The organism is Georgenia muralis, assembly GCF_003814705.1.
Taxonomy (GTDB): domain Bacteria; phylum Actinomycetota; class Actinomycetes; order Actinomycetales; family Actinomycetaceae; genus Georgenia; species Georgenia muralis.
Map to the genome: position 1 here is coordinate 1,090,178 of NZ_RKRA01000001.1, position 20,825 is coordinate 1,111,002.

Genomic DNA, 20,825 nt, shown 5'->3' on the forward strand with positions numbered 1-20,825 from the left:
GGCCTGCGACGCGGCCGCCCTCTCGGTCGCACCGACCTCGGCCGGCCCGACGGCGGCCGCCGCGCCCTGGTGCCCGTCGCCGGCGACCGCCGCCACCTCCGCCGGGACCGGCTCCGCGTCCTGGGTGCTCACAGCAGCTCCTCGAGGTCGGCGACGACGACGTCCGCCCCGTGCCGGCGCAGCTCGTCGGCCTGGTCGAGCCGGTCGACGCCGACGACGTGGCCGAACCCCCCGGCCCGGCCCGCCTCCACCCCGGCGAGGGCGTCCTCGAAGACCGCGGCTGCGCCGGGGGCCACCCCCAGCCGGCGGGCCGCCTCGAGGAACGTGTCGGGGGCGGGTTTGCCGGGCAGGTCCAGGCGGCGCGCCTCGACACCGTCGACGACGACGTCGAAGTGGGGGGCCAGGCCGGTGACGTCGAGCACGAGCCGGGTGTTCGCGCTGGAGGACACCACGGCCCGGGCCAGGCCCGCGGCGGCGGCGGCCTCGACGTAGCGGCGGCTGCCCTCGAAGACCTCCACGCCCTCGTCGTGGAGGAGGCTCAGCAGGAGGCGGTTCTTGCGGTTGCCCAGGCCGGCGACGCTCTCCGTGCCCTCGTCCTCGGCCGTGCCCTCCGGGAGGACGACGCCGCGGCTGGCGAGGAAGTCGCGCACGCCGTCGGCGCGCTTCTTGCCGTCGACGTAGGCGGCGTAGTCCGCCGCGGGGTCGAAGGGCACGAACGGCTCGCCGGTGCGCGTGGAGCGTGCGCGCAGGTACTCGTCGAACGTCGCGGTCCACGCGGCGCGGTGGACCTGCGCCGTCTGTGTGAGCACGCCGTCGAGGTCGAAGAGGCAGGCGCGGACACCCGCCGGCAGTCCCAGCACGTCAGCCTCCGTCCATCGCCGCGTCGCGCCTGCCCAGTCTGGCACCGGCGCCGGCCCGTCTCAGTGCCACACGCGCGGCGTGGACAGGCGCAGCACGGCCAGGAAGGTCAGCGCCGTCACCGCGCCGACCCCGACGGCCGCACCGGCATAGGCGACGACGAGCTCGGTGCGCGAGTCCCCGCCGAGCCAGTTGGTCACGAGCACCGAGAGCAGGGCGAGCAGGAGGGCGAAGAGCGCGGCCCCGCCGAAGAGGTGCTCGGTGGTGCGGGTGGCGCGCAGCGCCGCCGGCGCGCTCTCCTCGTCCGCCTCGACGAATCCGTCGCGCGAGAGGTGCGGCTCCGCGCCGCCGGCGGCCGTCCCGGCGGTGTCGGCCGTCCCGGCGCCGTCGGCGTCGCTCGCGGGCGCGGCGGACCCGACGGCTGCGAGGCGCGCCCGGCGGGCCGGACCGAGCTCGAGCGGCGTCGCGGCGGGACCGAGGACCGCCAGCGTGAGGAACGTCCACGCCCCGACGACGAGGATCGCGGCCACCACGTCCGAGGCGCGGTGCCAGCCGCCGACCATCGTCGAGACGCCTGTCGCGCCGGCGTAGGTGGCACCCAGCAGCGCCGTGACCCACCGCCATCGCGGCGCCGTGACGAGGATCGCGACGGCCGCCACCGAGCCGGCCACGGTGGCGTGCCCGCTCGGGAGGGAGTTCACGGTGGCCTCGGAGAGGTTCATGTCCGGCCGCTCGAGGGTGTTCTTGAGCACCTGGGTGGTGACGTTCGAAGCCGCGACGACCACGACGACGGCGACCGCGAGCCACCACTGGCGCCGCAGACCCGCGACCACCATCCCGACGAGGACCACGACCATGAGGAACGGGACGGAGACGACGTCGAGGAGGTCTCGGGCGCTGTCCATGAGACGCCAGCGTCCGATGCGCGAACCCTCGAACGCGATCTCGTCGACCTCCTGGCCGGCCGCCGTGGTGACGAAGAACCACCACACCAGCCACACCCCGGCGCCGGAGAGCACGGCGGCGGCGAGAGCGGTGGCGCGCCGGCTCATCGGAGCACCTCGCACGGTCGCTGGCGTCTCATCGCAGTCTCCTCGGGGGGTCGGTGACGGCCTGGAGGCATCGTCGCAGGGTGACGACCAGGGTGGCGGCCGTATCGGTGTTCTCGCCACGGGCCTGCGCCTCGTGGACGGCGTGGGCGAGGTCCGCGATCGCCTCGGTGGCCAGCGGCACGTCCTCGGTGTGCTCGGCGACGCCCCGGACCTCGGCGCAGACGGCGGCGAGCCGGCGCAGCGCCTCGGCCGCGAGCGGGCGCAGCTCCGGCCCGAGCGCGACCCGCTCCAGGCCCGCGTGCTCCTCCTCGCTGACGAAGATCGTGAGGTCCTCCACCAGCAGGGCGGCCCGCTCGAGCGCGCGGGACTGACGGTCCTGGCGCTCGATGCTCTCCCGGTAGCGCGCAGTCCGCCGGTTCCACATCTGGGCTTCGGTGGCGTCCTGCACGCTGTCGCGCATGCGGCGCAGCAGCGGGTCGAGGTTGCGGCGACGTCCCGCCCACTCGTCCGGGTCGGGCGGCTGGTCCTGCTCCAGGCCCTCGGCGAGGTCCTCGAGCTGCCGGGTGAGGGTGCGCCGGACCGCGTCGAGGGCCATCTGGGCCGGCGTGAGCGGGAGCGGGGGCCAGGCCCAGTTCACCGCGACGCCGATGGCGGCGCCGACCAGCGTGAGGCCGGTGTACGCACCGATGAACCCGACCGGGTCGCCCCGCCCGAGGATGAGGACGAACAGCGACGCCGTCGACACCCAGCTGCCCATCGAGCCCAGGCGTGGCCAGCCGGCCAGGAACACCCCGACGAGGACGACGACCGCCACCGTGAGCGGGGCGAAGTCGGACGGGCTGACGGCGGCCACGCCGAGCGCGACGACGGCACCCAGGGTGATCGAGGCCACCGCCTGGAGGGACTCACGGACCGAGCCTGCCAGGCTGGACGTGGTCGCGATGACGGCGCCGAGCGGGGCGTAGTAGGGGTAGTCCGCGACCGGTCCGGGCACCAGGTGGGCGACGAACCACGCCAGGGCCGCGGCGATCGCCGCGCGCAGGGCCAGGGCGAGCCGCGGGTGGCTCGACCAGGTCCTGCGCACGGCGGCGGGGTCGGGAGTCATCGCGCCCATCTTGCGTGAGGAGGAACGGCGTCGCGATCGGGAGGGGTGCGACACCGTTCACACCCGCCCGAGGACCCGCAGAGCGTGGATCCGGCCGCCCCCGGACCCGCCTTGTGGATCCGGCCGGCCCGGGTGGGCCGGACGGCCGGTCCGGAGCGGGCCGGCCGGTCCGGGAGCGGGCCGCACCCCTCAGAAGACCGGTCGGCCGCCGGTGACCCCCAGGACGGTCCCGGAGACGTAGCTCGCCTCGTCGCTCGCGAGGTAGACGAAGGCCGACGCCACCTCGACCGGGTGCCCGGCGCGGCCGAGCGGGGTGTCGGCGCCGAAGCCCTCGACCTTCGACTCGGGCATCGTGGACGGGATGAGCGGGGTCCAGATCGGTCCGGGGGCGACCGCGTTGACGCGGATGCCCTTCTCGCCGAGCTCGGCCGCGAGGTTCACGGTGAGGTTGTTCAGGGCCGCCTTGGTCGCAGCGTAGTCGAGCAGCGGCTCGGAGGGCTCGAACGCCTGGATCGACGTCGTCACGAGGATGCTGCTGCCCGGGGCCAGGTGCGGCGCCGCGGCCTTGGCCAGCCAGAAGGTCGCGAAGACGTTCGTCTCGAAGGTCCGCACGATCTGCTCGCCGGGGAACTCCTCGAGCCCCTGGTGGCTCATCTGGTAGGCGGCGTTGGAGACGAGGACGTCCAGCCCGCCGAGCCCGTCGACGGCGCCGGTGACGACCTCGAGCGCCGCCGCCTCGGTGCGCAGGTCGGCGGGCAGGAGCACGCACGTGCGGCCCGTCGCCTCGACCTGCTTGCGGGTCTCCTCGGCGTCGGCCTGCTCCTCGGGAAGGAAGCTGATGGCGACGTCGGCGCCCTCCTTGGCGAAGGTGATGGCGACGGCGCGGCCGATGCCGGAGTCGCCGCCGGTGATGAGCGCCCTCTTGCCGGTGAGCCGGTGGCGACCGGTCCAGCTGGTCTCGCCGTGGTCGGGCGCGGGGTCGAGGGAGGACGTCGTCCCGGGCCACTGCTGCTGCTGGGCGGGGATCTTCGAGGTGTCGGAAGCCATGAGCCCATGGTGGGACGGCGCAGCGGTGCCCGCACCTCGGACGACCGTCAGGCCCGCCGGAGGAACCCGTCGACGAGGAGGTCGTGGGCCGCCGGCAGGACCTCGGCGGCGACGTCGTCCGCGGGGACGTCCAGGAGCGCGGCGAGCCCTCCGACGATCTGGCCGAGGGTGAGCTCGCCGTCGCACGCCCCGACCGCTCCGGCGACGAGGGTGCCGGGCCGGACCACGCGCCCCAGCCCGCCACCCTGCCGGAGCTGGACGATCCGGGGGTCCTCGGCGCCGGGCTCGAGGTAGCGCTCCTCCGTGACGTCGGCGGCCACCACGAGCCGTTCGCCGGCAAGCCCGGGCATCGCCGTGGTGCCGGCCGCGGCCGGTCCTGTGGCGGTCGCCGGCCCGGTGGCCGCCTCGACGCCGGCGAGCCACTCGCGGGTCGCGAGGACCTCGGCGACGTGCGTGCCGAGCGGCTGGCGCACCGCGCCGGTGACCTCCTCGACCCGTCGCCACGGCGGCCGCGCACCGCCCGGCCGCTGGAGGAGGACGTACCCGAAACCGACGCCCTCGACGCCGCGGGCCGCGAAGTCCGCGAGCCAGGCCTCGTAGGCGGCCTCGTAGCGGGGCCGGTCCACCTCGGGCCGCAGCCCTCCGTCGCGCAGCCACAGCTCGGCGTACTCGGCCGGGTCCTGCACCTCCCGCTCGACCACCCAGGCGTCCACGCCCGCGAGGTCGAGCCACCGACCCACGCGCTCGCGCCAGTCCTCGCCGGCGTGGTGCTCCCAGTTGCCCAGGAGCTGCGCGACGCCGCCGGGGGCGAGGTGCTGCCCCACGCCCGCGACGAGGTCGGCGACGAGGTCGTCACCGGCGCGGACGCCGTCGCGGTACTCCATGACCGGCAGGCCCGCGGCGCGCACCGAGGCGGGGGTGATGACGAAGGGCGGGTTGGACACGACGAGGTCGAACCGCTCCCCCGCGACCGGCTCGAGCATGGAGCCGGCGCGCAGGTCGAGCCGGACACCGGCGAGGTCGGCGTTGAACCGGGCGAACTCCAGCGCCCGCCGGGAGATGTCGGTCGCGACGACGGCGCCGCTGTGGCGGGCCGCGTGCAGGGCCTGGACGCCGCACCCGGTGCCGAGGTCGAGGGAGCGCTCGCGACGGTCACGGACCGTGATCTGCGCCAGCGTCGTCGACGCGCCACCGATGCCGAGGACGTGGTCGGGCCCGAGCGGCCGCCCGGTGGCGGCCTCGCCGAGGTCCGAGGCGATCCACCAGTGCGCCGGCCCGGCGGCGTCGTGGGCGGCGTAGGGCCGCAGGTCGACGACGCCGCGGACGTCGTCGGCCGCGCCGTCGCCCGCGGCAAGCACCAGGCCGAGCCGCTGCGCGCCGGCGGTGCCCGTGCGCGGCAGCGCCCGGTCGACCGCGGCGCGTGGGACGTCGTCGCCGAGCATGAACACCCGCAGGAGGGCGGCCGCGGGCTCGTCGGCGGCCCGGGCGGCGACGAGGGCCGGCAGCCGCTGCTCCCGGTGGAGCGCGGCGGCGGCGACGTCGTCGAGCAGTGCGCCCACGCCGTCGACGGTGAAGCCCGCCCCGGTGAGGTCCGCGCGCAGGGCGTCGACCTCCGCCGGCGAGACGGCACGGGGGGCGGTGTGCGCCGGGTCGGTCATGCGCGTGAGCGTATGCGCCGCCCCGGCCGCTCTTCGCGATGGTGCGCGGCGGCGGGCGGGGTTAGGTTCGTACCGACCCTCTCCCCGGCCCCTGGAGGACGTCATGTCGCAACCCACGCGCGCCCCGGTCCAGGGCACCACCGGCCGGCGCGTCCAGGCCCCGGCGGTGTTCTTCCCGGCGCTGGGGATCATCCTCGCCGCGGTCGCTCTAGCCATCGCCCTGCCCGACCAGACCGACGCCGTGCTCGACACCCTCCAGAGCTCGGTCGTGGCCGGGTTCGGTCCGTACTTCGTGGTCGTCGTCGCCGGCTTCGTCGTGTTCTCCCTGTGGATGGGCATGAGCCGGTTCGGTGACATCAAGCTCGGGAAGGACGAGGACGAGCCCGAGTTCGGCCTCATGTCCTGGTTCGCGATGCTCTTCGCCGCCGGCATGGGGATCGGCCTGGTGTTCTGGGGAGCCGCGGAGCCGCTGACGTTCTTCGTCGACCCCAAGCCGGGAGCCGGCGCCGAGACGCGCGTCGAGCGGGCCGAGGCGGCGATGACCCAGACCTTCCTCCACTGGGGCTTCCACGCGTGGGCCGTGTACGCCGTCGTCGGCCTCTCGCTGGCCTACGCCATCCACCGCCGGGGCCGGCCGGTCTCGATCCGGTGGGCCCTCGAGCCGCTCCTCGGTGACCGCCTCCGCGGACGGATGGGCGACGCGATCGACGTCATCGCCATCGTGGGCACCCTCTTCGGGGTGGCGACGTCACTGGGGCTCGGCGTGCAGCAGATCTCGGCCGGTCTGGTGCGGCTCGGCGCCGTCGGGCAGCCGTCCGACGGCCTGCTCATCGTGCTCATCACCGTCATCACGCTCGTCGCGCTCACCTCGGTGCTCAGCGGGGTCGGGCGGGGGATCAAGTGGCTGTCGAACATCAACCTCGGCCTCGCCGGCGCGTTCCTCGTCGCCGTCCTCCTGCTCGGTCCGACGCTGTTCCTCCTGCGCGACCTCGTGCAGTCCTTCGGCAGCTACCTGCAGAACATCGTGCAGCTCACCTTCAACGCCTCCGCGTACACCGGCGCCGACGGGCTCGCGTGGCAGGGCTCGTGGACGATCTTCTACTGGGGCTGGTGGATCTCCTGGGCACCGTTCGTGGGCGTGTTCATCGCCCGGATCTCGCGCGGACGCACCGTCCGGGAGTTCATCCTCGGCGTCATGCTCGTCCCGACCGCGGTGACGTTCGTGTGGTTCACCGTCATGGGCGGTGGCGCGATCCGGCAGGCGTGGGACGACTTCAACGGCGGGCTGTTCGACCCTGAGGTGGGCATCGTCTCCGAGTCCGTGCTCTTCAACTTCCTCGGCACCCTGCCGGCGTCGGGCCTGCTGTCGGTCATCGCGATCATCCTCGTGGCGGTCTTCTTCGTCACCTCCTCCGACTCCGGCTCCCTCGTGGTGGACATGCTCGCCTCCGGCGGGGACATCGACCCGCCGAGGTGGAGCCGGGTGGTGTGGGTGACCCTCGAGGGTCTCGTGGCCATCGCCCTGCTGCTGGCCGGCGGCCTCGGGGCCCTGCAGACGGCGGCGATCCTCACGGCCCTACCGGTGAGCCTGGTGATGATCGGCATGTGCGTGGCCACCTACCGCGCGCTGCGCGACGAGCACGCGGTGCTCGTGCGCGCCGAGCGGCGTCAGCGCCGCGAGGAGCTCGCCCACCACGTGGGCACCCGGGTTCGCACCGAGCTCACCGAGGGGTTCGGCGACCACTTCGGCGTGCACGTGGACGACCGGGTGGCCGTCGCCCTGTCCGAGCACATGGACGACCGGGCCGGCGTCGTCCCCGAGCAGCTCGACGACGTGCGCCGTCCGTGGTGGCAGCGGTTCAGACCGTCAGCTCGTTGAGGATGCGGGGCAGCTCGTCGAGCACCTCGCGCGCGAGGAAGCCGACCTTCCCGACGCGCGCGGTGAGCGAGTCCCCGGCGCTGGTGTGCAGGTGGGTGGACCAGACCGCGGCCTGGGCCGGCTCGGCGCCGCGAGCCAGCAGGCCCGCCAGCGCGCCGGCCTGCACGTCACCGCTGCCCGAGGTGCCCAGGCCCGTGTGACCGGTGGTGGCCCGCCAGAGGCGCTCGCCGTCCGAGATGCTGCCCCGGCAGGAGACGACGGCCCGGTACTCCCGCGCGACGGCCAACGCGGCGTCGTCGGGATCCTCGATCTCCTCGCGCCCGAGCAGCCGTGCGGCCTCCTCGAGGTTGGGGGTCAGGACCAGGCGACCCGCCAGGGACCGCGCGACGTCGGGGAGGTCGGGCAGGACGCCGAGCGCGAAGGCGTCGAGCACGACGGGGGTCTCCTCCGGCAGCGCGGCGACGACGGCGGTGAGCAGCCGCGCGGTCCCCCCGGGCCGGCCGAGACCGGGACCGAGCAGGACGACGTCGCTGCGCTCGAGGTCCTTCCCGAGACCCTCGACGCCCGCGCCGCTGACCTCGCCGTCGTCGTCCTCCGCCAAGCCGCGGACACCCGCCTCCGGGACGGCGACCGCGAGAGCGGGCGCGACGGACTCCGCCACGGCCAGGGTGAGGCGGCCGGCGCCCACCCGCAGCGCTGCCAGGCCGGCGAGCAGCACGGCGCCCGGGGTGGCGCGCGAACCTCCGATGACGAACACCTGACCGCGTCCGTACTTCGTCCCCGACGGCTCCGGCAGGGGCCACCCGCGAAGCATCGCCGGCATGATCGGCAGGGCCTCGGGGTCCGCCGGCCCGGTCCGGCCGGCGTCACGCGGCTTCTGGCTCGTCATGGCGCGACGTCCTCGTCCGCCGACTCCTGCTCCCCCACGGCCGGCTCGTCTGTGGGGGGCACGCCACGGTCGGTGAGGTGGGTGTCGATGTTGTAGTCCACGAGCCGCCAGCTCGCCGGACCGTCCTGCGCGATCCGGGTCACCGACGCGTTGCGCACGCCGTCCGACCGCGCGACGTCCAGCACGGTCTCCTCGTCCAGCCCCTCGCACACGTACCGGAAGATCATGATGACGACGTCGTGGGCACTGACGAGCACCCGCCCCTGCCCCAGCCGCTCGAGGTCCGCGAGGACAGACCGGACCCGGAGGGCGACATCGGCCCAGGACTCCCCGCCCGGGGGGCGGTGGTAGAACTTGCCCAGCCACTCACGCCGTTCGGCCTCCTCCGGGTACCGCGCGCGGATCCCGGCCTGGGTGTGCATGTCGGTGATGCCGAGGTCGCGGTCGCGCAGGCGTTCGTCCGTGCGGACCGGGACGTCGATGCCCGCCTCGGCCAGCGCGGTCCGGGCCGTGTCGAGCGCGCGGCGGTACGGCGACGACCAGACCAGGTCGGGGCGGGCGTCGTCCGGGAGCGAGCGCAGCCAGCTGCCGAGGGCCTTGGCCTGCTCGAGCCCGGTCTCGGAGAGGGTGATGTCGGCGTCGCGCGCGTCGACCTCGATCATCTCGGCGCCGGACGACTCGGCCCTGGCGGCGGCGACGTTGGCGGTGCTCTGCCCGTGACGGACGAGGAGGATCTCCAGAGGCATGGGGTGAACGTAGGACGGTCAGGGCCCGTGCGCACGGCGGGGCGACGGCGCTGCGCTGCGGCGCGACGTCGAGCGGTCGGCATGCGCGGAGCATCGGCGGTGCACCGGTCCGGGGCGGATGTCAGTGGTCGAATATAGGTTCGAGACATGGTTCAGGACGGTGGTTCGCAGGCTCTCCCGGGTGGTTCCCGGCAGGCCGGTCGCGTGCCCGTCCACGGATCTGCCGAGCACGACGCGGGGCGCGTCGACGAAACCGCTCACGTCGCTGCTGCTGGCGATCCTGCTGCTGGCGGGGCCGCCTCGTGGTTCGAGGCGGCGGTGGAGGAGTACGTGCAGGATGCGCGGGCGCGGGCGCGGCGGGCCGGTCGCTCGAGTTGTGGTCGGGGGTCCAAGGCGGTGCGGCGGGCGGTGGCCCGGACCGTGGCCGCGGGCCGGGCGCGGGGCCGGGTCATGGCCGACCACGCCCTCGCACCGGCCCCCGCGACACCGACCCCCGCGACACCGGCCGCCGCGACACCGGCCCCCGCGACGCCGGCCTTCGCGACGCCGGGCGTGGCGGGACCGGCCGCCGCGCGACCGGGCGTGGCGGGATCGGCCGTGGCGGGCGGCGCGGTGGTGGTGGAGGGCGCCGATCTGGCCGGGCTGGTCGGGGAGCGGTTGCCGGGCCGGTTCGTCCTGGTCGACCCGGTCGCGGCCCGGCTCGAGCGGATGGTCCCGGGCCCGGCGCTGACCGCGGCCCTGGCCGGCCTGGCCGTCGCGGACGCCACGGACGCGGCCCTGGTCGAGGCCGTCGCCGCGCACGAGCGGCTGATCTCGGCCGCGACCGCCGCCCAGGCGCGGGCCCTGGAGGAGCTCCTCGCCCGGCGCGGGTCCGGGACCTCGGCGCTGGCCCGGGTCGCGGACGAGGTCGCCGCCCGGCTGGGCATCACCCACCACGCGGCCGAGCGCCGGACCCACGCCGCGGGGGTCCTGGCCCAGTTCCCCGAGGTCGCCGACGCCCTGACCACCGGACGGATCGACCCCCGCAAGGCCCAGATCCTCACCCAGGACGAGACGGGCCTGACCCTGGAGGACCAGCGCGCCCTGGCCACCACCCTCCTGGACCGGGCCACCGAGCTCACCCCACCCCAGCTGCGTCAGGCCCTGCGCACCGCCGCGACCACCGCCGACCCCGCCGCCGCGGCCCGCCGCCACGACCGCGCCCACACCCACCGGGCCGTGACCATCACCGACGCCCCCGACGCCATGGCCTACCTGGTCGCCTACATCCGCGCCGACCACGCCCACACCATCCGCACCTACCTCGACGCCCTCGCCGACTCCGCGGCCGGACCGGCCGAGACCCGCACCCGCGACCAGCTCCGCGCCGACGTCCTGACCGACACCTTCACCCTCCTCCTCACCCGCGGCCTGGACCTGGACGGGCGCGCACTGCCCCGCCGCCACGGCCGCCACCCCCACATCCAGGTCACCATCCCCGCCGGGACCCTCCTGGGCCTGGGCGAGCACCCCGCCCACCTCGCCGGGTACGGCCCCATCCCCGCCGACCTCGCCCGCACCATCGCCGCCGACGGGACCTGGCGGGCCCTGTTCACCGACCCCGACACCGGCGAGTACCACCACCTCTCCACCCGCGCCTACCGCCCCGGCGCGGACCTGACCCGCCACATCATCGCCCGCGACGTCACCTGCACCTTCCCCGGCTGCCGCCAACCCGCCTACCGCACCGACCTCGACCACATCGACCCCCACGACCCCACCCGCACCAGCGACCCCACCACCGCGGACCAGACCTGCCAGGACAACCTCCACTCCCTGTGCCGACGCCACCACAACCTCAAGACCACCGGCACCTGGACCGTCACCCGCGACCCCCACACCGCCACCATCACCTGGACCTCCCCCACCGGCCACACCTACACCCGCCACCCCACCCGACCACCCGGCCCCCCACCCACCGGCGACCCGCCCTACTGACAGATACTCGAGCGCGCCTCGCACCGTCACCTGCGCTCCGTCCGCCAGATCCCACGTCGTCGCGCACCACCCGGGCCAGACCGGGGCGAGCCACGCCAGCCACGCCGACGCGCCCACCAACCACGAAGGCCCTCCGACGCTCACGCGTCGGAGGGCCTCTCGGGTAACGGGGTACTTCTCAGCCGGGTAGTTCTCAGCGGGGTACTTCTCAGCCGGGTAGTTCTCAGCCGGGTAGTTCTCAGCGGGGTACTTCTCAGCGGGTACTTCTCGTCGCTGTACCTCTCAGCGCTGCGGCCGCCACAGGACGAGGGCGCCGCCGCTGCTGGTGCTCACCCGGCGCACGCGGGTGCCCCGCGGGACCGCCACGACGTCCCCGGACGGCCCGGCCGCGAAGATGCGGTTGCCGGGCTCGGCGAACGCCCGCAGGTGCTCCACCTGGGCCCGCGTCCGCTCGAGCTCGCGCTCGAGGTCGAGGATCCGCTTGATGCCGGCAAGGTTGATCCCCTCCTCCTGGCTGAGCCGCTGGATCTCGCGGAGCACGGCGACGTCACGGAAGGTGTAGCGCCGCCCGCGCCCGCGGGTCCGCCGAGGCTCCACGAGCCCGAGCCGGTCGTACTGGCGCAAGGTCTGCGGATGCATGCCGGCCAGGCCCGCCGCGACGGAGATGGTGAGCACCGGGGCGTCCTCACGCGCACCTTCGAACACCGAACCACCTCCTCCTGTCTGCGACCCGCCTGGCAGCTCCGGACCGTCTCACGGGCGCGCTACTGCGCGGCCATCTCCGCGAGTCCCACCCGCGGGTTGGCCCCGCCGTTCGCATCTGCGAACGCCTTGACGGCGTCCCGGGCAGCCGAGGACAGCTTGTTCGGGACGACGACGTTGACGGTGACGAGCAGGTCGCCGTCGAAGCCCTTGGGCACGTCGACACCCTTGCGCCGGACCCGGAGGGTGCGCCCGGACGGCGTGCCGGCCGGGATCTTCACCTTGACGGTGCTGCCGTCGAGGGTGGGCACCTCGATCGTCGCGCCGAGCGCGGCCTCGTCGAACGTGATCGGGACGTTCATGCGCACGTTCTTGCCGTCGATCGCGAAGACGGGGTGCGGCTCGACGTGCACGGTGACGATGAGGTCGCCGGCCTCCCCGCCGCTGGCGCCGGGTCGGCCCCTGCCGCGGATGCGGATCCGCTGACCGTCGTGGACGCCGGGCGGGATCCGGGTGTTGACCTGCCGGCCGTCGACCGTCAGCTGGACGGTCGATCCGGTGAGCGCCTGCCGGAACGGGAGCGTCGCGTTCGCGACGACGTCGGCCCCCCGCTGGGGGCGACGCCGGGACCCGAACCCGGAGGAGCCGGCCCCGAACATCCCCGAGAGGATGTCCTCGAAGCCCTGGGTGCTCTGAGCACCACCGGCAGGCCCCTGGGTGCTGTAGCGCACCCGGGACCCGCCCGGCGCACCCTGCCCGAACATCGACCCGAAGAGGTCCTCGAACCCGGCGGTGCCGCCGCCACCGGAGGAGCCCGCCGAGAACCTGGCGCCGCCCCCCGCCATCGCCCGCAGCGCGTCGTACTGCTTGCGCTGCTCCGGATCGGACAGCACGGCGTAGGCCTCGCCCACGGACTTGAACCGCTCCTCGGCCTGGGCGTTGTCAGGGTTGTGGTCCGGGTGGTGCTGGCGAGCCAGCTTGCGGTAGGCCTTCTTGATCGCGTCGGCGTCGGCGTCCTTCGCGACGCCGAGGATGGCGTAGAAGTCCTTCTCCAGCCAGTCCTGTCCGGTCATCCCGCCTCACCTCCTCGATCGTGCGGTGCCGCGGCGGTCGCCCGCCGCGGCACCTGGGCCGTCCTGCTCACGCGGGGCTGCTGACCGCCACGCGAGCGGCCCGCAGCACCCTGTCACCGGCACGGTAGCCCGGCTGGAGAACCTGCGTGACCGTGGTGGCGCTCGCCTCGGCGTCCGTGCTGTGCATCAGCGCCTCGTGGACCTCGGGGTCGAACTCCTCACCCACCTGCCCGTAGCGCTCGACCGCGAAGCGCTGGGCGAGCGCGGTCTCGAGCTTCTCGGCGATGGCGGCGAACGGCCCCGTCAGGTCCCCGTGCTGACGAGCGAGCTCGATCTCGTCGAGCACCCCCAGCAACGACTCCACGACCTCGTTGACACCGGCCTGCCGCTGCGCGGCCGCGTCGGCCTTGGACCGGCGGACGTAGCTGTTGTACTCCTGCTGGACGTTGTAGACCTCGGCGCTGCGCCGGGCGAGCTGGTCGGCCAGGTCGAGGGCCTCCGCCCTGGCCTTGCCCAGCTCGTCCTCACCCGCCGCCTCGTCGCCAGGACCTGCGGCGTCGGCTGCGGCGGCTCCCACAGCGTCGGCTGCCAGGCCGGCGGGGGCGGCGGCGTCCGCCGCCGCGTCCCGCCTCCTACCGGTCTCCGGATCGATCCGTCGCTTGTCCGTGACGTGCGGCTTGTCGGCTGCCTCGTCGGGCGTGGCGTCGTGTGGGGGGGCGTCGGGGGGCGTCACTTGGTCTCCTCGTCGTCGACGATCTCGGCGTCGACGACGTCGTCGTCGGCCGCCTTGGCAGTGTCGTCGAAGCCGGGCGCACCCTGCGGGCCGCCGGCGGGCGCACCCTCGGAGGCCTGCTGGGCGTAGAGCGCCTCACCGATCTTCTGGCTCTTGGTCGTCAGGTCCGCCTGCGCGGTCTTGACGGCCTCGACGTCGTCGCCCTCGAGCGCCTTCTTCAGGGCGTCGACGGCGCCGCGCACCTCCGTGGAGACCTCCTCGGGGAGCTTGTCGGCGTTGTCCGTCAGGAGCTTCTCCGTGGAGTAGACCTGCTGCTCGGCGGTGTTGCGCAGCTCGGCCTCCTCGCGGCGCTTGTGGTCCTCGGCAGCGTGCGCCTCGGCCTCCTTGACCATGCGGTCGATCTCGTCCTTGGGCAGTGCCGAGCCGCCGGTGATGGTCATCGACTGCTCCTTGCCCGTGCCACGGTCCTTGGCGGAGACGTGGACGATGCCGTTGGCGTCGATGTCGAAGGTGACCTCGATCTGGGGCATGCCGCGCGGTGCCGGGGCGATCCCGGTCAGCTCGAACGTGCCCAGCGGCTTGTTGTCCCGCGCGAAGTCGCGCTCACCCTGGAAGACCTGGATGAGCACGCTCGGCTGGTTGTCCTCAGCGGTGGAGAAGACCTCCGAGCGCTTGGTCGGGATGGCCGTGTTGCGCTCGATGAGCTTGGTCATCACCCCGCCCTTGGTCTCGATGCCCAGGGACAGCGGCGTGACGTCGATGAGGAGGACGTCCTTGCGGTCCCCCTTGATGACGCCGGCCTGGAGGGCGGCGCCGACGGCGACGACCTCGTCCGGGTTCACACCCTTGTTGGGCTCCTTGCCGCCGGTCAGCTCCTTGACGACCTCCGTCACGGCCGGCATGCGGGTCGAGCCACCGACGAGGACGACGTGGTCGATGTCGGACAGGGAGATCCCGGCGTCCTTGATGACGTTGTGGAACGGCTGCTTGGTGCGCTCGAGCAGGTCCTTGGTCATCTCCTCGAACGCGGCCCGGGTGAGCTTCTCGTCGAGGTGGATGGGCCCGGCCTCGCTCATGGAGAGGTACTGCAGGGAGATGTTGGTGCTCGTCGCCGAGGAGAGCTCCTTCTTCGCCTGCTCGGCGGCCTCACGCAGACGCTGCAGGGCGATCTTGTCCTTGGACAGGTCGACGCCGTCCTTGTTCTTGACCTGCTTGACCAGCCAGTCGACGATCCGCTGGTCCCAGTCGTCGCCACCGAGGCGGTTGTCGCCGTTGGTCGCGCGGACCTGGATGGTGGAGAAGTCGTCCTCGTCCTTGCCGACCTCCAGGAGGGAGACGTCGAACGTCCCGCCACCGAGGTCGAAGACGAGGATGAGCTCGTCCTCCTTGCCCTTCTCCAGGCCGTAGGCCAGCGCGGCCGCAGTGGGCTCGTTGACGATGCGCAGCACGTTGAGTCCCGCGATCTGGCCGGCGTCCTTCGTGGCCTGACGCTCGGCGTCGTTGAAGTAGGCGGGGACGGTGATGACGGCGTCGGTCACCGGCTCGCCCAGGTAGGACTCGGCGTCCTTCTTGAGCTTGCCGAGGATCCGCGCGGAGATCTCCTGCGGCGTGTACTTCTTGTCGTCGATCTCCTTGGACCAGTCGGTGCCCATGTGGCGCTTCACCGAGGCGGTGGTCCGGTCGACGTTGGTCACCGCCTGGCGCTTGGCGACCTCACCGACCAGCACCTCGCCGGACTTGCTGAAGGCGACCACCGACGGGGTGGTGCGGGCACCCTCGGCGTTCGCGATGACGGTGGGCTCGCCACCCTCGAGGACGGCGACCACCGAGTTGGTGGTGCCCAGGTCGATTCCGACCGCTCGTGCCATGTGCGTTCGCTCCTTCGTCGTGGGCCGGCACGGGTCGCCGGCTCCATGTTGAGTCGTATGCACTCAAGTTTCCCCCACCATCCGGTCATGTCAACTCGGCCGTGACGAACTTGAGTCTGTCAGGCTCAACTACCGACCGGCTGTTGTTGTTCCCACCCCCGGGAGCTGTCTTCGGCACAGCGGATCGGGGGGCGGGCACCCGGCCGGCCCGAGCGGCTCGCTACCGTGTGGTTCATGCCGCTGCTGGGACCTGCCCACCCGCTTCCGGCCCGGCCGGCTCGCGTCCTCGTCGCCGGCACCTCCGGAGCGGGCAAGACGAGCACCGCCCGTCGCATCGCCGAGCGGCTGGGGGTCCAGCACGTGGAGATCGACGCGCTCTACCACGGGCCCGGCTGGACGCCGCGGCCGACCTTCGAGGCCGACGTGCAGCGCTTCGTCGCCGAGCCGTCCTGGGTGACGGAGTGGCAGTACGCCTCCGTCCGTGCGGCCCTGGCGGAACGCGCAGACCTTCTCGTCTGGGTGGACCTGCCCCGCGCACGGGTCATGCAGCAGGTCGTCGTGCGCACGGTCGTCCGGCGGCGACGTCGGCAGGAGCTGTGGAACGGGAACGTCGAGCCACCGCTGTGGACGATCCTCACCGACCGCGAGCACATCGTGCGGTGGGCCTGGACGACCCACCGCAAGACCGCCGCGCGCGTCGCGGACCTCCGGCGCCGGCGACCGGACCTCCCGGTCGTGCGCCTTCGCAGCTGGCCGGAGATCGAGCACTGGATTTCCGGGCCGATGACCAGGCTGCCCGCGGGAGGCGCGAGCGGGCGAGGGGCGACCGATCTGGCGACGTGAGCCCGGCCGGCGCCGCGAGCCCGGCCGGTACCGACGAGCCCGGCACGGGACCTCCGTACCTGCCGGCCCGCGCGCGGGAGGTTGAAGAAGTAGTAGATGTCGAACGCGGTGCCCATCCAGGTCGCCAGCATCCCGTCACCGGTCGCGACGAGCGCGACCTGCTCCGCCGGGCCGGCCTCGCCGTACGCGCGGGCGAGGGTGAGCATCTCGACCGGTCGCGGTGAGGCCATGTAGGCGGCCATCCCGAGGACGCCGAGACCCAGCGCCACCACGACGGCGGACCGGCTCACCTGCCACAGCACGACGGCGAGCGCGAGGTAGAGCAGGAACGCGAGGAGGTTGCTCACCACGTAGAGCATGTCGAGCGCGAGGACACCACGGACCGGGTTGTCGAGGAGCACCTCGAAGAGCCCCACGGTGGACTCCGGTGGGGGCCGACCAGGTAGATGCCGACCTGCACGAGGATGAGCGCCACGCTCGCCAGCGCCACCCAGGCGCCGGTGACGAGCAGTCCCGACCAGGGGAAGAGGTCGTTGCGGACCCCCGCTCGTCCAGGGCAACCATCGGTCCTCCGATCCCGGCCGCGGACCTCACGACCCGGCTGCGGCGTCATCCGACCGCGTTGCACGCCTCCGGTCAGCGTCCCTCGACGCTCCCCGTCCTTGCCGTGCTGATGTACCGGAGCAGCGTCTTCGGTCGGCCGACGGCGGTGTGGGGCCTCGTGGCCGCGTCGCTCATGGCCGTCCCGTCGAACTTCGGCACGGTCGGCCTGGTGTTCGCCATGGCGTCCCTGGTGCCCTGGGCCGTGTTCGCGGTGCTCGTCGCACGTCGTCTGCTCGAGCTGGCTCGACCGCCCAGCTCTCGGCCCATCGGACGCTGACCGGTCCTGGGAGCGGCAACGAGGACCCCGCACGGCGGCGGCGCCCGCACGCTCCCGCATCCCTTGCAGGACCCTCACATCTGCCCCACCGACTCAGCACGCCGCCGCTCCTAGGCTCAGGACCATGGAGCACGCCGCGAGACTTCTCGTCGTCGAGGACGACCCCACGATCAACCAGGCACTCACCGACCGCCTGGTGGCCGAGGGCTTCGACGTCGTCCAGGCCCACGACGGCCCGGGCGCGGTGGCGGCCTTCGAGCGGGACGCCCCGGACCTCGTCGTCCTCGACGTCATGCTGCCGGGCTTCGACGGCATCGAGGTCTGCCGCCGGATTCAGGCCGTCCGCCCCGTCCCGGTGCTCATGCTCACCGCCCGCGTGGAGGAGACCGACGTCCTCGTCGGCCTCGCGGTCGGCGCCGACGACTACGTCACGAAGCCGTTCCGGCAGCGGGAGGTCGTCGCACGCATCCGCGCCCTGCTCCGGCGCGTCGAGCGGGCGCGGGAGCTCGCGGCCGTCGGCGCACCACGCGTGGAGCTCGGCGAGGTCACCCTGGACCGCGCCGCCCGCCGTGTGTGGGTGCGCGGCGCGGAGGTGCACCTCGCCCCCCTCGAGTTCGACCTGCTCGCCACCCTCGCCGCCGAGCCCGGCGTCGTCCGCACCCGGGAGGACCTCATGCGCGAGGTGTGGGGCTGGGCCGACGCGCGGGGCACCCGGACCCTCGACACCCACGTCCGGGCCCTGCGCACGAAGATCGGCCCCGAACGCGTGCGCACGGTCCACGGCGTCGGCTACGCGGTCGAGCTGCGATGACCACCGACCCCGCCGGGCGCCCGCTGGACGCCGTCGGCTCCATCAAGCTCAAGATCGGCCTGCTGGTCGGCCTCAGCGTGGTCGCGGCCGCGCTCGTCGCCGAGATCGGCAACCGCGCCGGCGCCCCGCTGTGGATGACCCTGCCGGTGACCGTCGCCGCCGCGCTCGGCGTCACCCAGGCCCTCGCCCGGGGCATGACCGCGCCCCTGCGCGAGATGACCGCCGCCGCGGCCCGTATGGCCACCGGCGACTACTCGCTGCGCGTCACGGACACCTCCGCCGACGAGGTGGGCCGGCTGGCCCGTGCCTTCAACACCATGGCGGTCGACCTGGCGACGGCGGACCACCAGCGCCGCCGCCTCGTCGCCACGGTCTCGCACGAGCTGCGCACCCCCCTGACCGCGCAGCGCGCGCTCCTGGAGAACCTCGTCGACGGGGTCGTCCGGCCCGACGACGTCGCCCTGGCCAGCGCGCTCGCGCAGGCCGAGCGCCTCAGCGACCTGGTGGGCGACCTGCTCGACATCACCCGCGTCGACGGGACGGCCGACCTCGACCTCGCGCCCGTTCGCGTGTCGGACCTGGTCGCGGGCGCCGTCGCCGAGGCGCGGCTCGCCCGCGACGTCCGGTACGTCACGCAGGTCCGGCCGGAGGACCTCACGGTCACCGGCGACGCGGGCCGCCTCGCCCAGGTCGTCGCGAACCTCCTCGACAACGCCGCACGCCACTCCCCCGCCGGCGCCACCGTCACCGTCCTCGCGTCCGCCGACGGCCCGGAGCGGTGGTCCCTCGAGGTGCGCGACGAGGGCCCGGGCATCGCCGACGGCGACGAGGAGCGGATCTTCCGCTTCGGCGCCGCGGCCGGCGACGGCGGAGGCGGCACGGGCCTGGGCCTGGCGATCGCCAGCTGGGTGTGCGAGCTGCACGGCGGGTCCATCGCCGTGGTGCCGCCCGCCCCCGGGTCGACCGGCGCCCGCGTCCGGGCAGTCCTGCCTCGCCGACCGGGTCGCGTGGCCGGCCCCACCTCCCCGCCCGTCGCCCACGCACCCGGTGCCACCCACCCCACCCCCGAGGAGAGACCCATGAGCACCGAGCACGCCGTGCCCGCCCTGCCGCCCGCCGCCGCGGCGACGAACCGGCCGCCGTCCGCGGTCGACGGCGTCCTCCGCGAGATCTGGCCCGAGTCCGGTCCCGCGACGGCGACGACGCCGTTCCTCGCCTCCCTCGCCGTCGGCGCGCTGGGGGCGGTCGTCCTCCCGGAGCGCAACCTCGGCCTCGGCGCCCTCGTGGTGCTCCTCCTCGGCGGCGCCGTCATCCTCCTCGTCTCCCCTCGACGCACTCGCCCCTGGACGGTGCTCTCGGCCGCGCTGGCCGTCGGGCTCGGGTCGTTCGTCGTCCTCCGCGCCGCGGAGTGGCTGGCCGTGCTCTCCCTGCTCGTCGTCGCCCTGCTGGTCACGACGGCCCTGACGGACGCGCGCCGCCTCACCGCGGTCCTCGCCGGGGCGCTCGCGTGGCCCCTGTCCGGCCTGCGGGGCCTGCCCCTGCTCAGCCGGACGGCGTCCGCCCTCTCGCGGCACCGCATGCTCTGGCCGGTGCTGCGCACCGCCGCGGTCTCCCTCGTCGCGCTCGTCGTCTTCGGCGGTCTGTTCGCCTCCGGCGACGCGATCTTCGGCTCGTGGGTCTCGCCGCTGGTCCCGGACCTCGCGTGGGACTCGATCATCCTGCGCGCGTTCGTCCTCGTCCTCGTCGGCGGCGTCGTGCTGGCCGGGGCGTACCTCTCGCTCAACCCGCCGCGGGTGGAGACCCTCGCGCCGCCGGCGCCGCGGCCGGTGCGCGCCTGGGAGTGGCTGGTCCCGGTCGGCCTCGTCGTCGCGGTGTTCGCCGTGTTCGTGGTGGCGCAGGCCTCGGCGATGTGGGGCGGTCACGACTACGTGCGCCGCGTGACGGGGATGAGCTACGCCGACTACGTCCACCAGGGCTTCGGCCAGCTGACGGTCGCCACGACGCTCACCCTGCTCACCGTCGCGCTCACCGTGCGCCGCGCACCCCGGACGACGCCGCGGGACCGGCTCCTGCTCCGCGTGGTGCTGGGGCTCCTGCTCACGCTCACCCTCGTCGTCGTCGCCTCCGCGCTCTTCCGCATGTCCGTCTACCAGGACGCCTTCGGCTTCACCGTGCTCCGCGTCCTCGTCGACGCCTTCGAGCTGTGGCTGGGCCTGGTCGTCGTCCTCGTCATGGTGGCCGGGATCCGATGGTCCGGGTGGTGGCTCCCGCGCGCCGCGCTGGTCTCCGCCGCGGTCTTCCTGCTGGTGGTCGGGGCCGTCAACCCCGAGGCGTGGGTGGCGCGCCAGAACATCGAGCGCTTCGAGACGACCGGCAAGGTCGACGTCGACTACCTCGCCTCGCTCGGCCCGGACGCGACGCCCGTGGTCCTCGAGGGGCTGCCGGCGGGCCTGGCGGCCTGCGTGGTGGAGCGGCAGTCGCCGCCCGACGCCGACGACCCGCTCTCGTGGAACCTGGGCAGGACCCGCGCCGCCGAGGCCCTCGAGGCGGCGCCGGCGGACGCGCGCTGCCCCTGACCGGGCGGGCGGGGTCGCCCCGGGAGCGGGCGGGGCGCCCCGGGCGGGCGCGCCGCGGCCGCACCGGCGTGGGTTACCGCACCGGCCCGTGTCCGGCTACCGTGCGGGAACGGCCGGACCCGCGCAGC

Annotated in this window: 17 protein-coding genes; 5 read left to right on the forward strand and 12 right to left on the reverse strand. The window is 74.2% G+C overall.

The features are described 5' to 3' along the window. Positions 1-128: 128 nt before the first annotated feature. The 5 genes from EDD32_RS04730 to EDD32_RS04750 form a co-directional block, all read right to left on the reverse strand. Positions 129-860, reverse strand: a complete 732-nt coding sequence (locus tag EDD32_RS04730) for an HAD family hydrolase (RefSeq protein ID WP_123915189.1) — start codon at positions 858-860, stop codon at positions 129-131. A gap of 60 nt (positions 861-920) precedes the next feature. After that, complete coding sequence (locus EDD32_RS04735; RefSeq protein ID WP_123915193.1) at positions 921-1,910, reverse strand: phosphatase PAP2 family protein; 990 nt, start codon at positions 1,908-1,910, stop codon at positions 921-923. A gap of 28 nt (positions 1,911-1,938) precedes the next feature. Continuing rightward, entirely contained in the window at positions 1,939-3,015 is a 1,077-nt protein-coding gene (locus tag EDD32_RS04740; RefSeq protein WP_170175213.1) for an FUSC family protein, read from the reverse strand. A 189-nt stretch (positions 3,016-3,204) separates the two neighbouring features. Continuing rightward, positions 3,205-4,062: an SDR family oxidoreductase gene (locus EDD32_RS04745; RefSeq protein ID WP_123915201.1), complete on the reverse strand. Its 858-nt coding sequence runs from the start codon at positions 4,060-4,062 to the stop codon at positions 3,205-3,207. Between the two features lie 47 nt (positions 4,063-4,109). Then, entirely contained in the window at positions 4,110-5,720 is a 1,611-nt protein-coding gene (locus EDD32_RS04750; protein ID WP_123915203.1) for a DUF7059 domain-containing protein, read from the reverse strand. A gap of 103 nt (positions 5,721-5,823) precedes the next feature. Between EDD32_RS04750 and EDD32_RS04755 the strand changes: the two genes are divergently transcribed. Beyond that, positions 5,824-7,599 (forward strand): BCCT family transporter, encoded by a 1,776-nt coding sequence (locus EDD32_RS04755; RefSeq protein WP_123915206.1) that lies wholly within the window; start codon positions 5,824-5,826, stop codon positions 7,597-7,599. On the opposite strand, the gene EDD32_RS04760 is transcribed toward EDD32_RS04755, so the two are convergent. Together EDD32_RS04760 and EDD32_RS04765 are read right to left on the reverse strand one after the other, a co-directional pair. Further along, positions 7,580-8,488 (reverse strand): NAD(P)H-hydrate dehydratase, encoded by a 909-nt coding sequence (locus tag EDD32_RS04760; protein ID WP_123915208.1) that lies wholly within the window; start codon positions 8,486-8,488, stop codon positions 7,580-7,582. The genes EDD32_RS04755 and EDD32_RS04760 overlap by 20 nt on opposite strands. Beyond that, entirely contained in the window at positions 8,485-9,234 is a 750-nt protein-coding gene (locus EDD32_RS04765) for a histidine phosphatase family protein (RefSeq protein ID WP_123915211.1), read from the reverse strand. Before EDD32_RS04765 ends, EDD32_RS04760 begins: the two co-directional genes overlap by 4 nt. A 408-nt stretch (positions 9,235-9,642) precedes the next feature. Here EDD32_RS04765 and EDD32_RS04770 point away from each other — a divergent pair, with 408 nt between their 5' ends. Further along, a complete protein-coding gene (locus EDD32_RS04770; RefSeq protein ID WP_123915214.1) occupies positions 9,643-11,211 on the forward strand; it encodes an HNH endonuclease signature motif containing protein in 1,569 nt (522 codons plus the stop codon). A 282-nt stretch (positions 11,212-11,493) separates the two neighbouring features. On the opposite strand, the gene EDD32_RS04775 is transcribed toward EDD32_RS04770, so the two are convergent. The 5 genes from EDD32_RS04775 to EDD32_RS19890 form a co-directional block, all read right to left on the reverse strand. Next, entirely contained in the window at positions 11,494-11,916 is a 423-nt protein-coding gene (locus EDD32_RS04775; protein ID WP_281274856.1) for a heat shock protein transcriptional repressor HspR, read from the reverse strand. A 59-nt stretch (positions 11,917-11,975) separates the two neighbouring features. Next, positions 11,976-12,986, reverse strand: a complete 1,011-nt coding sequence (locus EDD32_RS04780; protein ID WP_123915217.1) for a DnaJ C-terminal domain-containing protein — start codon at positions 12,984-12,986, stop codon at positions 11,976-11,978. 67 nt (positions 12,987-13,053) lie between these two features. Further along, complete coding sequence (locus tag EDD32_RS04785) at positions 13,054-13,719, reverse strand: nucleotide exchange factor GrpE (RefSeq protein ID WP_123915220.1); 666 nt, start codon at positions 13,717-13,719, stop codon at positions 13,054-13,056. After that, on the reverse strand, positions 13,716-15,587 hold the full coding sequence (gene dnaK, locus EDD32_RS04790; RefSeq protein WP_123915223.1) for a molecular chaperone DnaK: 1,872 nt from the start codon (positions 15,585-15,587) through the stop codon (positions 13,716-13,718). The genes EDD32_RS04785 and dnaK overlap by 4 nt, the downstream gene beginning before the upstream one ends. 377 nt (positions 15,588-15,964) lie before the next feature. Next, positions 15,965-16,846, reverse strand: a complete 882-nt coding sequence (locus EDD32_RS19890) for a hypothetical protein (protein WP_170175214.1) — start codon at positions 16,844-16,846, stop codon at positions 15,965-15,967. 251 nt (positions 16,847-17,097) lie between these two features. Between EDD32_RS19890 and EDD32_RS04800 the strand changes: the two genes are divergently transcribed. The 3 genes from EDD32_RS04800 (at position 17,098) to EDD32_RS04810 (ending at position 20,697) form a co-directional block, all read left to right on the forward strand. After that, the gene (locus EDD32_RS04800; RefSeq protein ID WP_123915229.1) at positions 17,098-17,310 is read left to right on the forward strand and encodes a hypothetical protein; all 213 of its coding nucleotides are present in this window, start codon (positions 17,098-17,100) and stop codon (positions 17,308-17,310) included. Positions 17,311-17,434: 124 nt separating this feature from the next. Beyond that, positions 17,435-18,121 (forward strand): response regulator transcription factor, encoded by a 687-nt coding sequence (locus EDD32_RS04805; RefSeq protein ID WP_123915232.1) that lies wholly within the window; start codon positions 17,435-17,437, stop codon positions 18,119-18,121. Then, on the forward strand, positions 18,118-20,697 hold the full coding sequence (locus EDD32_RS04810; protein WP_123915235.1) for a DUF4153 domain-containing protein: 2,580 nt from the start codon (positions 18,118-18,120) through the stop codon (positions 20,695-20,697). The genes EDD32_RS04805 and EDD32_RS04810 overlap by 4 nt, the downstream gene beginning before the upstream one ends. Positions 20,698-20,825: the final 128 nt, after the last annotated feature.

What these genes read in the sequence shown, in the direction of transcription:
- EDD32_RS04735 (WP_123915193.1), bottom strand. Translation starts at nt 1,910, where the DNA reads ATGAGCCGGCGCGCCACCGCTCTCGCCGCCGCCGTGCTCTCCGGCGCC.
- EDD32_RS04740 (WP_170175213.1), bottom strand. Translation starts at nt 3,015, where the DNA reads ATGACTCCCGACCCCGCCGCCGTGCGCAGGACCTGGTCGAGCCACCCG.
- EDD32_RS04745 (WP_123915201.1), bottom strand. Translation starts at nt 4,062, where the DNA reads ATGGCTTCCGACACCTCGAAGATCCCCGCCCAGCAGCAGCAGTGGCCC.
- EDD32_RS04750 (WP_123915203.1), bottom strand. Translation starts at nt 5,720, where the DNA reads ATGACCGACCCGGCGCACACCGCCCCCCGTGCCGTCTCGCCGGCGGAG.
- EDD32_RS04755 (WP_123915206.1), top strand. Translation starts at nt 5,824, where the DNA reads ATGTCGCAACCCACGCGCGCCCCGGTCCAGGGCACCACCGGCCGGCGC.
- EDD32_RS04760 (WP_123915208.1), bottom strand. Translation starts at nt 8,488, where the DNA reads ATGACGAGCCAGAAGCCGCGTGACGCCGGCCGGACCGGGCCGGCGGAC.
- EDD32_RS04765 (WP_123915211.1), bottom strand. Translation starts at nt 9,234, where the DNA reads ATGCCTCTGGAGATCCTCCTCGTCCGTCACGGGCAGAGCACCGCCAAC.
- EDD32_RS04780 (WP_123915217.1), bottom strand. Translation starts at nt 12,986, where the DNA reads ATGACCGGACAGGACTGGCTGGAGAAGGACTTCTACGCCATCCTCGGC.
- dnaK (WP_123915223.1), bottom strand. Translation starts at nt 15,587, where the DNA reads ATGGCACGAGCGGTCGGAATCGACCTGGGCACCACCAACTCGGTGGTC.
- EDD32_RS04805 (WP_123915232.1), top strand. Translation starts at nt 17,435, where the DNA reads ATGGAGCACGCCGCGAGACTTCTCGTCGTCGAGGACGACCCCACGATC.
- EDD32_RS04810 (WP_123915235.1), top strand. Translation starts at nt 18,118, where the DNA reads ATGACCACCGACCCCGCCGGGCGCCCGCTGGACGCCGTCGGCTCCATC.